The following is a 15,489-nucleotide window of genomic DNA, read 5'->3' on the forward strand; positions in this document are numbered from 1 at the left end:
GCAGGGAAAGGTGTTCATTTATTATGCCCATCTTGTCACGGACTGATGTACCAACATAAAGAGATGCTGGCGTGCCCAGCACGCAAATTGTTAATGATGTAGCCGTGATGAAGAGGTAGTGAATGCCAGGCAGCACCTTGTTTAAAGCGTTTGTATTGTTTGTCGCCCTCTGGGCTCCCCTCACTCAGGCAGATACCGGTTGGCAACCCGTTCAGGAAACAATCCGTAAGAGCGAAAAAGACACTCGCCAATATCAGGCGATTCGCCTTGATAACGGGATGACTGTGCTGCTGGTTTCTGACCCGCAGGCGGTGAAGTCGCTCTCTGCGCTGGTGGTGCCGGTGGGCTCGCTGGAAGATCCTGACGCGCATCCGGGCCTGGCTCATTATCTTGAGCACATGACGCTGATGGGCTCCAAAAAATACCCACAGCCGGACAGTCTCTCCGAATTCCTCAAAATGCACGGCGGCAGCCACAATGCCAGCACCGCGCCGTATCGCACCGCGTTTTATCTGGAAGTCGAAAACGATGCGCTGGAAGGGGCGGTAGACAGTCTCGCCGATGCCATCGCCTCGCCGCTGCTTGATAAAAAATATGCCGATCGCGAGCGTAACGCCGTCAATGCCGAGCTGACCATGGCCCGTACCCGAGACGGTATGCGTATGGCTCAGGTCAGCGCCGAAACCATCAACCCGGCGCACCCCGGCTCGCGTTTTTCCGGGGGAAATCTCGAAACCCTGAGCGACAAACCTGGCAGCCCGGTGCTTGATGCCTTACACGCGTTTCGCGATAAATATTATTCCGCCAACCTGATGAAAGCGGTGGTCTACAGCAACAAACCGTTGCCGGAGCTGGCGCGCATCGCAGCGCAAACCTATGGCCGCGTCCCCAACAAAAACATCGACAAGCCGGAAATCACCACGCCAGTGGTCACCGACGAGCAGAAAGGCATCATCATTCACTACGTTCCGGCCATGCCGCGAAAAGTGCTGCGTGTCGAATTCCGTATTGATAACAACACCGCCCAGTTCCGCAGTAAAACGGACGAACTGGTCACCTATCTGATCGGCAACCGCAGTCCGGGCACGCTCTCGGACTGGCTGCAAAAGCAGGGCCTGGTAGAGGGCATCCGCGCTGACTCCGATCCGGTCGTGAATGGCAACAGCGGTGTGCTGGCTATCTCGGCAACCCTGACTGACAAAGGCCTCGCGCACCGCGATGAAGTGGTTGCGGCGATTTTCAGCTATCTCTCGCTGCTTCGTGATAAAGGCGTTGATAAACGCTACTTTGACGAGCTGGCCCATGTGCTGGATCTCGACTTCCGCTATCCGTCGATCACCCGCGATATGGACTATGTCGAATGGCTGGCTGACACCATGATCCGCGTCCCGGTCGAACATACGCTGGATGCGGTCAACATTGCCGATCAGTATGACGCCGACGCTATCAAAGCGCGTCTGGCGATGATGACCCCGCAAAACGCCCGTATCTGGTACATCAGCCCGAAAGAGCCGCATAACAAAACGGCGTACTTCGTCGATGCACCGTATCAGGTGAATAAAATCAGCGCGCAAACCTTCGCGGACTGGCAGAAAAAAGCCGGAGAGATTGCCCTGCAACTGCCGGAACTGAACCCATACATCCCTGATGATTTCACGCTGATCAAACCTGCGAAGGAATACCCGCATCCGGAACTGATCGTTAACGAACCGACTTTACGCGTGGTCTATACCCCGAGCCGCTACTTTGCCAGCGAGCCGAAGGCGGATGTCAGCGTCGTGCTGCGTAACCCGCAGGCGATGGACAGCGCCAAAAATCAGGTCATGTTTGCCCTGAATGACTACCTGGCAGGCATCGCCCTCGATCAGCTGAGTAACCAGGCTGCCGTGGGCGGGATCAGTTTCTCCACCAACGCTAACAACGGACTGATGGTCAACGCCAACGGCTACACCCAGCGTCTGCCGCAGCTTTTCGAAGCGCTGCTGGACGGGTATTTCAGCTACACGCCGACCGAAGAGCAGCTTGAACAGGCGAAATCCTGGTACGCGCAGATGATGGATTCGGCGGAAAAAGGCAAAGCCTTCGATCAGGCGATTATGCCGGTGCAGATGCTGTCGCAGATCCCGTACTTCCAGCGTGAAACCCGCCGTGCGCTGCTGCCGTCGATCACCCTGAAAGAGGTGCTGGACTACCGTACCGCCCTGAAAACGAACTCGCGGCCAGAGTTCCTGATTGTCGGCAACATGAGCGAAGACCAGGCCAAAACCCTCGCGCAGAATGTTCGCAAGCAGCTGGGAGCGAACGGCAACGAGTGGTGTCGTAACCAGGACGTGCTGGTGGATAAACAGCAGAATGTGATCTTCGAAAAAGCGGGCAGCAGCACGGATTCCGCGCTGGCCGCCGTCTTTGTCCCGACCGGCTACGATGAGTTTGCCAGCTCCGCCTACAGCGCGGTGCTGGGGCAAATCATCCAGCCGTGGTTCTACAACCAGCTGCGTACCGAAGAACAGCTCGGCTATGCGGTGTTTGCGTTCTCGATGAACGTCGGTCGCCAGTGGGGCCTCGGCTTCTTGCTGCAAAGCAGCGACAAACAGCCCGCTTATCTTTGGCAGCGTTATCAGGCGTTCTTCCCGCAGGCGGAAGAGAAACTGCGCAAAATGACGCCAGAAGAGTTTGCCCAAATTCAGCAGGCGGTGATCGCGCAGGTGGTGCAAGCTCCGCAGACCCTGGGCGAAGAAGCGTCGCAGTTGAGCAAAGATTTCGACCGGGGGAATATGACCTTCGATTCCCGTGATAAAGTAGTGGCCGAGATAAAACAGCTGACGCCGCAAAAGGTTGCCGATTTCTTCCACCAGGCGGTGGTGAAGCCGCAAGGTATGGCATGCTTGTCTCAGGTTTCCGGCAGCCAGAACGGAAAAGTGGATTATGTGGATCCGCAGGGCTGGAAAGTCTGGGAGAGCGTCAGCGCATTACAGAAATCGATGCCCTGGAGTAAGAAAGAATGACCGACACCGCTGAGTCCCTTGATCCCTTACGTTTGCCGTTGCAGGGCGAACGATTGATTGAAGCCTCAGCGGGAACCGGAAAAACCTTCACCATTGCCGCCCTGTACCTGCGCCTGTTGCTGGGTCTGGGCGGTAATGCTGCGTTTGGGCGTCCGCTCAGCGTGGAGCAGCTGCTGGTGGTGACCTTCACCGAAGCGGCGACCGCCGAACTACGTGGGCGTATTCGGTTGAACATTCACGAACTGCGCATCGCCTGCCTGCGTCAAACCACCGATAACCCCCTTTACGCTCGCCTGCTGGAAGAGATCACCGACAAACAGCAGGCGGCCCAATGGCTGCTGCTGGCCGAGCGTCAAATGGACGAAGCGGCCGTCTTTACCATTCACGGTTTTTGCCAGCGCATGCTGAGCCTGAATGCGTTTGAATCGGGCATGCTCTTTGAACAACAGCTCATCGAAGATGAATCCGAGCTGCGCCATCAGGCCTGCGCGGATTTCTGGCGTCGCCACTGTTACCCGCTCCCGCGCGACATCGCCGAAGCGGTGCACGCCATGTGGAAAGGGCCGGAAGAACTTTTGCGCGCGATCGAGCGCTATCTGCAAGGCGAAGCGCCTGCGATAAAATCCCCGCCGCCTGCGGACGAAACTCTCGCGGCGAGGCACGAGAAAATCATTTCACTGATCGCCGCCCTGAAGCAGAAATGGTGCGATTCTGTCGCCGACATTGAGTCCATTCTGGAAAATTCCGGCATTGACCGACGCAAGTTCAACCGCGGCAATCAGGGGAAATGGATCGAAAAAATCAGCGCCTGGGCGCAGGAAGAGACGCGGGGCTATCAGCTTCCCGACGCGCTGGAAAAGTTTTCCCAAAGTTTCCTGGTGGAGCGCACCAAAGCCGATGGCGTTGTGCCTGAACATCCGCTGTTTGTCGCGATTGAAACCCTGCTGGCGCAGCCGCTCACCCTCAACGATTTAATGATCACGCGTGCGATGGCGGAGATCCGCGAAACGGTCGCCCGCGAAAAGCGTCGCCGCGGCGAGCTGGGCTTTGACGATATGCTGAGCCGCCTGGATGCGGCGCTCGGCAGTGAGAACGGCGACGCGCTGGCGGCGGCCATCCGCACCCGTTTCCCGGTGGCGATGATCGATGAATTCCAGGACACCGACCCGCAGCAATACCGCATTTTCCGCCGCATCTGGCGCCAGCAGCCGGATACGGCGCTACTGCTGATTGGCGATCCCAAGCAGGCAATCTACGCCTTTCGTGGCGCGGATATCTTCACCTACATGAAAGCCCGCGGCGAGGTCGAAGCGCATTACACGCTGGACACCAACTGGCGTTCCGCGCCGGGGATGGTGGCGAGCGTCAACACGCTTTTTGCGCGGATGGACGCGGCATTCATGTTCAAGGAAATTCCCTTTTCATCCGTGAAATCGGCGGAGAAAAACAGCGCGCTGCGGTTTGAATTTCGCGGTGAAATTCAGCCTGCGATGAACTTTTGGCTGATGGACGGCGAAGGCTGTGGCGTCAGCGACTATCAGAACTTTATGGCGCAGCAGTGCGCGGCGCAGATCCGCGACTGGCTCAGCGCCGGCGCGCAGGGCCAGGCGCTGCTGTGGAAAGGTGAAACCGCCAAAGCGGTCAGCGCCTCGGACATCACCGTGCTGGTGCGCAGCCGCCAGGAGGCGTCCCTGGTTCGCGATGCGCTCACGATGCTCTCGATCCCGTCGGTTTATCTCTCTAACCGCGACAGCGTGTTTGAAACGCTCGAAGCGCAGGAGATGCTCTGGCTGCTACAAGCCGTGCTGACGCCGGAGCGAGAGAGCACGCTGCGCAGCGCGCTGGCAAGCTCGATGCTCGGCCTGAATGCGCGCGACATCGACGCGCTGAATAACGATGAAAGCGCATGGGATGCGGTGGTCGAAGAGTTCACCCATTATCGCGAACGCTGGCAGAAACGCGGCGTGATGGCGATGCTGCGCGAACTGATGACGCAGCGGCAGGTCGCGGAAAACATGCTGGCAACGGCAGGCGGCGAGCGCCGTCTGACCGACATTTTGCACATCAGCGAGCTGCTGCAGGAGGCGGGATCGCAGCTTGAGAGCGAGCATGCTCTGGTGCGCTGGCTGTCGCAGCACATCGCCGATCCTAACAGTAATGCCTCAAGCCAGCAGATGCGTCTCGAAAGCGACAAGCATCTGGTGAAAATCGTCACCATCCACAAATCCAAAGGGCTGGAATACCCGCTGGTGTGCCTGCCGTTTATCGCCAACTATCGCGCGCAGGACCAGGCGTTCTATCACGATCGCGTGTCGTTCGAACCGGTGCTGGATCTCAGCAAAGCCGATGCCAGCGTTGAGCTCGCCGAAGCCGAACGTCTGGCGGAAGATTTACGCCTGCTGTATGTCGCCCTGACGCGTTCCGTCTGGCATTGCAGCCTGGGCGTCGCGCCGCTGTTCCGCCGTCGCGGCGAAAAAGCGGGGGAGAGCGATTTCCATCTCAGTGCCCTCGGGCGGCTGATTCAAAAGGGCGAACCCAAAGACGCCGCCGGGCTGCGTCAGTGCCTCGACGAATTATGCGGCGACAATATCGCGCTGCAGATCCCCGGTCAGCCCGATCTTTCCCGCTGGCAGATGCCCGAGCTTTCGGTGCCTGATTTAGGCGCACGGCAGATCATCCGCGCGCTGAGGGATGACTGGCGTGTGACCAGCTACTCCGGCCTGCAGCAGCACGGACAGAATATCGCTCAGGATCTAATGCCAAAGCTCGATGTAGATGCTTCGGGCGTGGGCGAAGTGGTGGAAGAACCCGAACTGACGCCCCATCAGTTCCCGCGCGGCGCATCGCCCGGAACCTTTTTGCACAGCCTGTTCGAAACGCTCGACTTTACCCAGCCGGTGTCGCCGGAGTGGGTGCTGGAGACGCTGCAAAAAGGCGGATACGACGCCCATTGGCAGCCGGTGCTGACCGAGTGGATCACCGCGATTTTACAGGCTCCGCTCACCGAAGCCGGCGTATCTCTCAGTCAGCTCACGGCAAAAGAGAAGCAGGTCGAGATGGAGTTCTATCTCCCGATTGCCGGGCCGCTGACGGCGGATGCCCTTGATGCGATTATTCGCGAGCACGATCCGCTGTCGAAGAACTGCCCGCCGCTCAATTTCCGCCAGGTGAGCGGGATGCTGAAAGGCTTTATCGATTTAGTATTCCGCCACGAGGGCCGCTATTACCTGCTGGATTACAAATCCAACTGGCTGGGTGAGAACAGCGAGGCTTACACCCGGGAGGCGATGGCCGCGGCGATGCAGTCGCACCGCTACGATTTGCAGTATCAGCTTTACACTCTGGCGCTGCATCGCTATCTGCGCCATCGCATCGCGGATTATGACTATGACGACCATTTCGGCGGCGTCATTTATCTGTTCTTACGCGGCGTTGATGCCAAAGATCCGCAGTCGGGGATCTTCACGACGCGACCTGATTCGGTACTGATTGATAAAATGGACCGGCTGTTTGCCGCAAACACGGAAGAGGTGGCCCAATGACGATGAAAGATCTGTTACTGGCGGCGGTAGAGCAGCGCGTGCTGCGCCCGCTGGATGCGCAGTTTGCCATGATGGTTGCTGGTGACGACGCGGCGGTGATGCTGGCCGCTGCGATTTTAAGCCGTGATGCTGGTGAGGGCCATGTCTGTTTGCCGCTCTCGCGCCTGATGCCGGACGAGAAAACGCCGGTGCCGCTGCAGGCCTGTTTCGCGCTGATCGGTGAAACGACAGACTGGCCAGGCGTACTGCTGCGCTCACGCGCGGTGAGTCAGGGCGAAATCCCGACGCCGCTCATCCTTTGCAATGACCGGCTGTATCTCAATCGCATGTGGCGCAATGAGCTGGCGATTGCGCATTTCTTCAATGAGTCCAACCAGCCGTTGCCCTACGACGATGCCCAGCTGATTCAAACCCTGAATGACCTGTTCGGTGAGTCGGAAACGGTGAACTGGCAAAAAGTGGCCGCGGCGGTGGCGCTGACGCGGCGCATATCGGTCATCTCCGGCGGGCCGGGGACCGGGAAAACCACCACCGTGGCAAAACTGCTGGCGGCGCTGATCCAGATGGCGGGGGAGCAGAAGTGCCGTATCCGCCTGGCGGCCCCTACAGGAAAAGCGGCGGCGCGACTGACGGAATCTCTGGGCGGTACGCTGCAAAAACTGCCGCTTAACGATGCGCAGCGCAAGCTGTTCCCGAGTGAAGCCAGCACCTTGCACCGCTTGCTCGGCGCACAGCCCGGCAGCCAGCGTCTGCGCTATCACGCGGGCAATCCGCTGCACCTCGACGTGCTGGTGGTCGACGAAGCGTCGATGATCGATCTGACGATGATGTCGCGCCTGATTGACGCGCTCCCGCCGCACGCCCGCGTGATTTTCCTCGGCGATCGCGATCAGCTGGCCTCGGTTGAGGCCGGGGCGGTGCTGGGAGATATCTGTAATTATGCCAGCGCAGGGTACACCGCTCAGCGCGCGCAGGAGTTGTCGCACCTGACCGGATGTCCGATTGAAGGGAATCATGAGCAACGGGCGGGGGCTTTGCGCGACAGCCTGTGCCTGCTGCAAAAAAGCTACCGCTTCGGCAGCGACTCCGGCATCGGCCAGCTCGCGGCGGCGGTCAATCGCGGCGATCGCACGGCCATCAGGTCAGTGTTTAGCGGCGCTTTTGCGGATATCGAGAAAAAGCCGCTCCAGACGGGCGAGGAGTATCTCGCGATGCTCGACGATGCGTTGCAGGGCTACCAGCATTTCCTGTCGAGCGTGCAGCAGCAGGATGCGCCGGAGGCGGTCATCGCTGCGTTTGGCGAATATCAGCTGCTCTGTGCCCTGCGTGAGGGCCCGTTTGGCGTGACGGGGCTGAATGAACGGCTCGAACAGGCGTTAGCGCAGAAGCGAAAAATTACCCGCCAGCCGCACTCGCGCTGGTATGAGGGGCGTCCGGTGATGATCTCACGCAACGACAGCGCGCTGGGGCTGTTTAACGGTGATATTGGTATTGCCCTCGATCGCGGACAGGGGCTGCGCGTCTGGTTTCAGATGCCGGATGGCAGCGTGAAATCGGTCCAGCCAAGCCGCCTGCCGGAACACGAAACCGCGTGGGCGATGACGGTGCATAAATCGCAAGGATCGGAATTCGACCACGCAGTGCTGATTCTGCCCGCGCAGATGTCGCCGGTGGTGACGCGCGAGCTGGTGTATACCGCTATCACACGCGCGCGGAGACGATTGTCGCTCTATGCCGACGAGCGTGTTCTGGCGCAGGCCGTCACCACGCGTACCGAGCGTCGCAGCGGGTTGAGTGCGGTGTTTGAATCAGCTTAAATCGGCCATCAGTACCTTTGAACGGCGCTGATAGTTGTACATCTCTTTTTTACTCTCCGGCAGCAAATCAATATCGACCGGCGTAAAGCCGCGTTCCTGGAACCAGTGAATGCTGCGGGTTGTCAGGACGAAGAGTTTGTTCAGGCCGATTTGTCGCGCCTGAGCGGCGACCCGCTCCAGCAAGACTTCTCCGCGCGATGAGCTGCGATAATCCGGATGCACCGCCACGCAGGCCATCTCACCGATCTTCTCCTCCGGGAACGGATAGAGCGCCGCACAGGCGATCGTCAGGTTGTCGCGCTGAATGATGGTGAATTTGTCGATCTCCATCTCCAGCTGTTCGCGGGAGCGGCGCACCAGAATGCCCTGCTGCTCCAGCGGGCGAATCAGTTCCAGAATCCCGCCGATGTCGTTAATGGTGGCGCGACGAATTTGCTCCGCGCTTTCCATGACGATCTGTGTGCCGATCCCGTCGCGGGAGAACAGCTCCTGCAACAGCGCACCATCTTCCTGATAGCTGATCAGGTGGCTGCGACGCACGCCGCTGCGGCAGGCTTTAACCGCCCCGCGCAGGAAACGCACGGTGCCGGAGTGGTAATCACCTTCCGCTTCCAGCGCTTCGACGCGCGCCTGGGCTTCGTTAGGGAACAGCTCCGAAACGATATCTCCCTGTTCGTTAAACACCCCCTGAGAGGAGCAGAAGCCGATCATCTTCTCGGCTTTCAGTTTGATCGCCAGCTGCGTCGCGACCTCTTCGGAGGTGAGGTTGAAGCTTTCACCGGTCACAGACACGGCTACCGGGCCCATCAGGACAATCGCGCCGTTATCGAGCTGACGATGAATCGCCTCTTCGTCGATACGACGGATACGCCCGCTGTGGCAGTAATCCACGCCATCATCCACGCCTAATGGCTGGGAAATGATGAAATTGCCGCTGACCACGTTGATGTGCGCCCCCTGCAGCGGGGTGTTGTTGAGGCTCATCGACAGGCGCGCGGTGATATCCAGCTGCAACTGCCCGGCTGCCTGCTTAACCAGCTCCAGGGTTTTGGCGTCAGTCACGCGGGTGTGTTTGTGATAAATCGGCTCATGGTGATGTGCCGCGAGGTTGGCGTCGATCTGCGGACGTGCGCCGTACACCACAACCAGACGGATGCCGAGGCTGTGAAGAAGGCCGATGTCATTGACAATGCTGGAAAAGTTCTCATGCTCGATGGCTTCACCACCCAGCATGATGACAAACGTTTTTCCCCGATGGGTATTGATGTAGGGAACAGAATGGCGGAATCCCTGGACCAGTTCGGTTCTACGTTCCTTAACCACGGCACAACCCCTCAGTGAATGTTTATTCGTATTTTCTGTATTTTTATTCGATTATCGCCGCGCGCGCAACCCTAAAATCATCGCCAACCCGAGAAAAAATTAAGTGATGCGTGCGTTACTGCATGATTGTTTACCCTTTTATAGATGACAGGTTATGCGTCATTCGTTAAAGTTTTCGGTCAATTTGGCCGTTTTATCTATGAATTCGTTTTCTTGCTCGGGAGAAGCATGTCGGGATCCAAATCAGCAATAAGCCGCCGCCGCTTGCTACAAGGGGCTGGGGCGATGTGGTTGCTTAGCGTCAGTCAGGTAGCATTCGCCGCTGTGAGTCAGGTGGTGGCGGTGCGCGTCTGGCCGTCTTCGACCTATACGCGCGTGACGGTAGAGTCTAATCAGGTACTGAAATACAAACAGTTTGCGTTGAGCAATCCTGAGCGTGTGGTGGTGGATATCGAGGGCGTGAATCTCAACTCGGTGCTGAAAGGCATGGGGGCGCAGATCCGTGGCGACGATCCTTACATTAAATCGGCCCGCGTCGGCCAGTTCGATCCACAAACCGTGCGCATGGTGTTTGAGCTAAAGCAGAACGTGAAGCCGCAGCTGTTCGCCCTCGCGCCGGTGGCGGGGTTTAAAGAGCGTCTGGTGATGGATCTCTACCCGGCGAATGCGACGGATATTCAGGATCCGCTCCTCGCGCTGCTGGAAGATTACAACAAAGGCGATCTTGAGAAACAGGTACCGCCGGCCCAGAGCGGCCCGAAACCGGGCAAAGCGGGGCGTGACCGTCCGATTGTGATCATGCTCGATCCAGGCCACGGCGGGGAAGACTCCGGTGCGGTCGGGAAATATCGTACGCGGGAAAAAGACGTGGTGCTGCAAATTGGTCGCCGTCTGAAGGCGCTGATCGATCAAGAGGGCAACATGCGGGCGTACATGACGCGCAATGAAGACGTGTTCATTCCGCTCAAAGTGCGCGTGGCGAAAGCCCAGAAGCAGCGCGCCGACCTGTTTGTCTCTATTCACGCGGATGCCTTTACCAGCAGACAGCCGAGCGGTTCGTCGGTCTTTGCGCTCTCGACTAAAGGGGCGACCAGTACGGCGGCACGTTTGCTGGCGGATTCCCAGAACGCCTCCGACCTTATCGGTGGGGTAAGCAAGAGCGGCGATCGCTATGTCGATCACACCATGTTCGATATGGTGCAGTCCCTGACCATCACCGACAGCCTGAAATTTGGCAAAGCGGTGCTGGGGAAACTCGGGAATGTGAACAAGCTGCACAAGAATAGCGTTGAGCAGGCAGGGTTTGCGGTGCTGAAGGCCCCGGATATTCCGTCGATTCTGGTCGAAACCGCGTTTATCAGTAACGTGGAAGAGGAGCGTAAGCTCAAGACCGCGAAGTTCCAGCAGGAAGTGGCGGAGTCGATTCTGGCAGGGATTAAGGCGTATTTCTCGGATGGCGCGACGTTGGCCAGAAGAGGGTAGTGGCATCAGCCGGGTTCACGCCCGGCAAATTCACAAACGGCAGATACAAAAAAACACCCTTGAGGGTGTCTATTGTTTTGAGATGCATTGTTTTTCGAAGAATTGGTTGCGGGGGCCAGATTTGAACTGACGACCTTCGGGTTATGAGCCCGACGAGCTACCGGGCTGCTCCACCCCGCGTCCGTATTTCTTCTTTTTACATCTTACTGCTTAAAAATTTGATTGGTTGCGGGGGCCAGATTTGAACTGACGACCTTCGGGTTATGAGCCCGACGAGCTACCGGGCTGCTCCACCCCGCGTCCGTCTTTCTACTGAGCAAAAACATCGTAGAAAGTACTGCATCAAATTTTAATTGGTTGCGGGGGCCAGATTTGAACTGACGACCTTCGGGTTATGAGCCCGACGAGCTACCAGGCTGCTCCACCCCGCGTCCGTGGATGCGCACTATACTCGGATAGGTTTTTGATGCAACCCTTTTTCACATAAATTCCTAAATTAGTACGTAATTTGAACGACATCGCGTTATCCGTATGATTATTGCGCAAAACCTGCCTCAGGATGCGCTATCAGATTTCATTAGCCTGAGGGGTTTGTTATCTTCTTTATAGCGACTCAGGGCAACTTAAAGACGAGATATAATGAAAGGACGTTGGGCGAAGTATCTGATGACGGGCGCAATGGTAGCGATTCTTGCGGCCTGTAGCTCTAAACCGACCGATCGCGGTCAGCAATATAAAGACGGGAAGTTCTCCCAGCCTTTCTCTTTAGTTAATCAGCCGGATGCCGTCGGTGCCCCGATCAACGCGGGTGACTTTGCTGAGCAGGTCAACCAGATCCGCACTGCGTCGCCGCGTCTGTACGGTTCGCAGAACAGCATCTATAACGCTGTGCAAGATTGGCTGCGTGCAGGCGGAGATACGCGCACCATGCGTCAGTACGGCATTGACGCCTGGCAGATGGAAGGGGCCGATAACTACGGCAACGTCCAGTTCACCGGCTACTACACGCCGGTTGTCCAGGCGCGGCACACCCGCCAGGGCGAGTTCCAGTATCCTATCTACCGCATGCCGCCAAAACGTGGTCGTCTGCCGTCTCGCGCGGACATCTATGCCGGTGCGCTGAACGAAACCTATGTGCTGGCCTACAGCAACTCGCTGATGGATAACTTCATCATGGACGTGCAGGGCAGCGGATACATTGATTATGGCGATGGTTCACCGCTGAACTTCTTTAGCTACTCCGGTAAAAACGGCCACGCCTACCGCAGTATCGGCAAAGTGCTGATCGACCGTGGGGAAGTAAAGAAAGAAGATATGTCGATGCAGGCCATCCGCGAGTGGGGCGAAAAACACAGCGAAGCAGAAGTGCGCGAGCTGCTGGAGCAGAACCCGTCCTTCGTCTTCTTTAAACCGCAAAACTTTGCGCCAGTGAAAGGGGCCAGCGCGGTTCCGCTGATTGGCCGGGCGTCGGTGGCTTCCGATCGTTCTATTATTCCACCGGGCACTACGCTGCTGGCAGAAGTGCCGACTCTCGACAACAACGGCAAATTTAGCGGCCAGTATGAATTACGCCTGATGGTGGCGCTGGATGTCGGTGGGGCGATTAAAGGCCAGCACTTCGATATTTATCAGGGTATTGGCTCTGATGCTGGTCACCGAGCGGGCTGGTATAACCATTATGGCCGCGTATGGGTACTCAAACCTGCAGCAGGTGCTGGCAACGTTTTCAGCGGCTGAGTGTGGTAATCTAGCGCGTAATATTTACCGCCTTCTCATCTATAGAGAAGGGCAGGGTGAGGATAAAACCTCACCCTTTTTACATCCTGAGGTCTTATGTCTGCGTTAATCAGCGATGCATGGCGTCAACGTTTTGGCGGCACAGCGCGTTTATATGGTGAAAAAGCCCTGCAACTGTTTGCGGATGCACACGTGTGCGTCGTCGGCATCGGCGGAGTCGGCTCCTGGGCGGCCGAGGCGCTGGCGCGTACCGGCATTGGCGCGATTACGCTCATTGATATGGATGATGTGTGCGTCACCAACACTAACCGTCAGATCCACGCCCTGCGCGATAACGTCGGTCTGGCGAAAGCGGAAGTGATGGCCGATCGCATTCGCCTGATTAACCCGGAATGCCGCGTGACGGTGATCGATGATTTTGTGACGCCCGATAATGTGGCGCAATACATGGGCGCAGGGTTTAGCTATGTGATTGATGCAATTGACAGCGTGCGTCCGAAAGCGGCCCTGATAGCCTATTGCCGCCGCTACAAGGTTCCCTTAGTGACCACCGGCGGCGCGGGCGGTCAGATCGATCCGACGCAGATCCAGGTCGCCGATCTGGCGAAAACCATTCAGGATCCGCTGGCGGCCAAACTGCGTGAAAGGCTGAAAAGCGATTTTAACGTGGTGAAGAACAGCAAAGGGAAGCTCGGTGTGGACTGCGTATTCTCAACTGAAGCGCTGGTCTATCCGCAGTCAGACGGTTCCGTCTGCGCGATGAAAAGCACCGCCGAAGGGCCAAAACGGATGGACTGCGCCTCCGGTTTTGGCGCGGCGACGATGGTCACCGCGACCTTTGGGTTCGTCGCGGTCTCTCACGCCCTGAAGAAAATGATGGCTAAAGCTAGCCGTCAGGCCTGAACCTGACGGGCCGCATTCAGCACTGCTTCGCTGAGTGCGGTCAGCCCCTGGCTGCGGGAGGCGCTCAGCTGACCGCGCAGCCCCAGCTCATCAAAAAGAGCCAGCGGATCGCCATTCAACAGTTGCGCCGCGCTTTTACCTTCCACGGCGGTGAGTAGCACCGCCAGCAAGCCGCGCACGATGCGGCCTTCGCTGTCGCCAAAGAAATGCAGTTTATCCCCAGAGGTCGTCACACCGAGCCAGACGCGGTTTTCGCAGCCTGCGATCTCTTTCGCCTGCGCTTTAAGCTCGTCAGAAAGGGCGGGGAGCTGTTTGCCCAGCAGGATCAGCTGGCGGTATTTATCTTCCCACTGGGTGAGCGGGAGGAAGGTGTTTCGCAGCGTCTCTTCGGTGATCACGCTGCCGAAAGGATGCCCGGCTAAGGATGAGCTCGTCATTAATCCACCAGAAGTTCAAGGGCGCGATCGACGGCCGCCACCAGGGCGTGGACGTCGCTTTGCGTGTTGTAAGGAGCAAACGAGGCGCGCAGGGTACCGCTGACGCCAAGTGCCGCAAGAAGCGGCTGGGCGCAGTGCTGCCCGGCGCGCAGGGCGATGCCGTATTCGGCCAGCAGGGTGACCATATCGCTGTGATGAACGCCGGCAAAATCAAAGGCCAGCAGGCTGGAATCCTGAACGCGGAAAGATCGGAACCCCGGACGTTTTTTTAACTCTTCTTCTGCCAGCGTTGCCAGCCCGCGGCTCCAGCTTTCCGCCTGCACCACATCGGTATCGGCCAGCCACTCCAGCGCGGCGCTCAGACCAATGACCCCCGCAACGTTTGGCGTTCCGGCTTCGAGGCGATAAGGGATCTCCTGGGTTTTGAAACCGTCGAAACTCACTTCGGTGATCATCTTCCCACCGCCCAGCCAGGGCGTCATCTGCGCCAGCAGCGCCGGTTTGCCGTAGAGCGCGCCGATCCCGGTCGGGCCGTAGAGTTTATGGCCGGAGAAGGCGTAAAAGTCGATATCCAGCTGGCGAACGTCTGCCGGGAAATGCACCACGCCCTGTGCTCCGTCGACCATCACGATCACCCCGTGGCGGTGGGCGATGTCAATGGCGCGGGCAAGATCCGGGCAACCGCCGGTGACGTTCGACATCTGGCCGAGGGCCAGAATCCGACTGCGTGGGGTGATGAGTTCAGGAAGACGTGAGACGTCGGGCAGCAAATCAGTGCCCAGCGGCAGTTTGACGATCTGTGCGCCGGTTTGTTCCGCGACCATCAGCCAGGGCACCAGATTCGCGTGATGCTCGGCTTCACTGACGATAATCTCGTCCCCCGGCTGCAGGAGAGGGCGCGCGTAACACTGCGCGACCATATTGATGGCCTCAGTGGTACCACGGGTCCAGACGATATTTTTGCCGCTTTCGGCGTTCAGCAGACGCGCGACCTGATCGCGGGCGGCCTCGTAGCGCGCGGTCAAACGCTGCGCCTCGGCAAACTGACTGCGATGCACATTCCCGGCACTCAGGCTGTAGAACTGATTTGTCGCGTCGATCACGGCCAGCGGCTTAAGCGCTGTGGCGGCGCTGTCGAGATAAACACCGGCATCGGCCAGCGCCGGGAACTGTGCGCGAAAGTGCGCAGGAGTGAAAGCGTTCATGGAATTCCTCATATCAATACTGAGATCGTCGCGCACTT

General features: G+C 58.2%; 9 protein-coding genes and 3 tRNA genes. 6 read left to right on the plus strand and 6 right to left on the minus strand.

What is annotated here, in order from left to right:
- Nucleotides 1–122 precede the first annotated feature (122 nt).
- Genes ptrA through recD form a run of 3 tightly spaced genes read left to right on the plus strand, consistent with a single transcriptional unit; the run spans nt 123 to nt 8,364 of the window.
- Complete coding sequence (gene ptrA, locus QQF33_RS05305) at nt 123–3,005, plus strand: pitrilysin (protein WP_285143754.1); 2,883 nt, start codon at nt 123–125, stop codon at nt 3,003–3,005.
- Nucleotides 3,002–6,547 carry an exodeoxyribonuclease V subunit beta gene (recB, locus tag QQF33_RS05310; RefSeq protein WP_285157497.1) on the plus strand — a complete coding sequence of 1,182 codons (3,546 nt, stop codon included), beginning with the start codon at nt 3,002–3,004 and terminating at the stop codon, nt 6,545–6,547. The genes ptrA and recB overlap by 4 nt, the downstream gene beginning before the upstream one ends.
- Nucleotides 6,544–8,364 (plus strand): exodeoxyribonuclease V subunit alpha, encoded by a 1,821-nt coding sequence (gene recD, locus QQF33_RS05315; protein WP_285157498.1) that lies wholly within the window; start codon nt 6,544–6,546, stop codon nt 8,362–8,364. Before recB ends, recD begins: the two co-directional genes overlap by 4 nt.
- Here recD and argA read toward each other — a convergent pair.
- Nucleotides 8,356–9,687 carry an amino-acid N-acetyltransferase gene (gene argA, locus QQF33_RS05320; RefSeq protein ID WP_282494493.1) on the minus strand — a complete coding sequence of 444 codons (1,332 nt, stop codon included), beginning with the start codon at nt 9,685–9,687 and terminating at the stop codon, nt 8,356–8,358. The genes recD and argA overlap by 9 nt on opposite strands.
- 228 nt (nt 9,688–9,915) lie before the next feature.
- Between argA and amiC the strand changes: the two genes are divergently transcribed.
- Entirely contained in the window at nt 9,916–11,169 is a 1,254-nt protein-coding gene (gene amiC / locus QQF33_RS05325) for an N-acetylmuramoyl-L-alanine amidase AmiC (protein WP_282494494.1), read from the plus strand.
- A gap of 103 nt (nt 11,170–11,272) precedes the next feature.
- Here the strand turns inward: amiC and QQF33_RS05330 are convergent.
- The 3 genes from QQF33_RS05330 to QQF33_RS05340 all read right to left on the minus strand — a co-directional run bounded on the left by QQF33_RS05330 (nt 11,273) and on the right by QQF33_RS05340 (nt 11,600).
- Nucleotides 11,273–11,349 (minus strand) — tRNA-Met (locus tag QQF33_RS05330).
- Between the two features lie 43 nt (nt 11,350–11,392).
- Nucleotides 11,393–11,469, minus strand: a tRNA-Met gene (locus tag QQF33_RS05335).
- A 54-nt stretch (nt 11,470–11,523) separates the two neighbouring features.
- A tRNA-Met gene (locus QQF33_RS05340) sits at nt 11,524–11,600 on the minus strand.
- A 208-nt stretch (nt 11,601–11,808) separates the two neighbouring features.
- Between QQF33_RS05340 and mltA the strand changes: the two genes are divergently transcribed.
- Together mltA and tcdA are read left to right on the plus strand one after the other, a co-directional pair.
- Nucleotides 11,809–12,906, plus strand: a complete 1,098-nt coding sequence (mltA, locus tag QQF33_RS05345) for a murein transglycosylase A (protein ID WP_285143751.1) — start codon at nt 11,809–11,811, stop codon at nt 12,904–12,906.
- A gap of 96 nt (nt 12,907–13,002) precedes the next feature.
- A complete protein-coding gene (gene tcdA / locus QQF33_RS05350; protein WP_285143750.1) occupies nt 13,003–13,809 on the plus strand; it encodes a tRNA cyclic N6-threonylcarbamoyladenosine(37) synthase TcdA in 807 nt (268 codons plus the stop codon).
- Here the strand turns inward: tcdA and csdE are convergent.
- Both csdE and csdA read right to left on the minus strand, forming a co-directional pair.
- Nucleotides 13,800–14,246: a cysteine desulfurase sulfur acceptor subunit CsdE gene (gene csdE, locus QQF33_RS05355; protein WP_285143749.1), complete on the minus strand. Its 447-nt coding sequence runs from the start codon at nt 14,244–14,246 to the stop codon at nt 13,800–13,802. The genes tcdA and csdE overlap by 10 nt on opposite strands.
- Nucleotides 14,246–15,451, minus strand: a complete 1,206-nt coding sequence (gene csdA / locus QQF33_RS05360) for a cysteine desulfurase CsdA (RefSeq protein ID WP_285150880.1) — start codon at nt 15,449–15,451, stop codon at nt 14,246–14,248. The genes csdE and csdA overlap by 1 nt, the downstream gene beginning before the upstream one ends.
- Nucleotides 15,452–15,489 lie beyond the last annotated feature (38 nt).

The sequence above is a fragment of the Lelliottia wanjuensis genome (assembly GCF_030238365.1).
GTDB classification, from domain to species: Bacteria; Pseudomonadota; Gammaproteobacteria; order Enterobacterales; family Enterobacteriaceae; genus Enterobacter; species Enterobacter wanjuensis.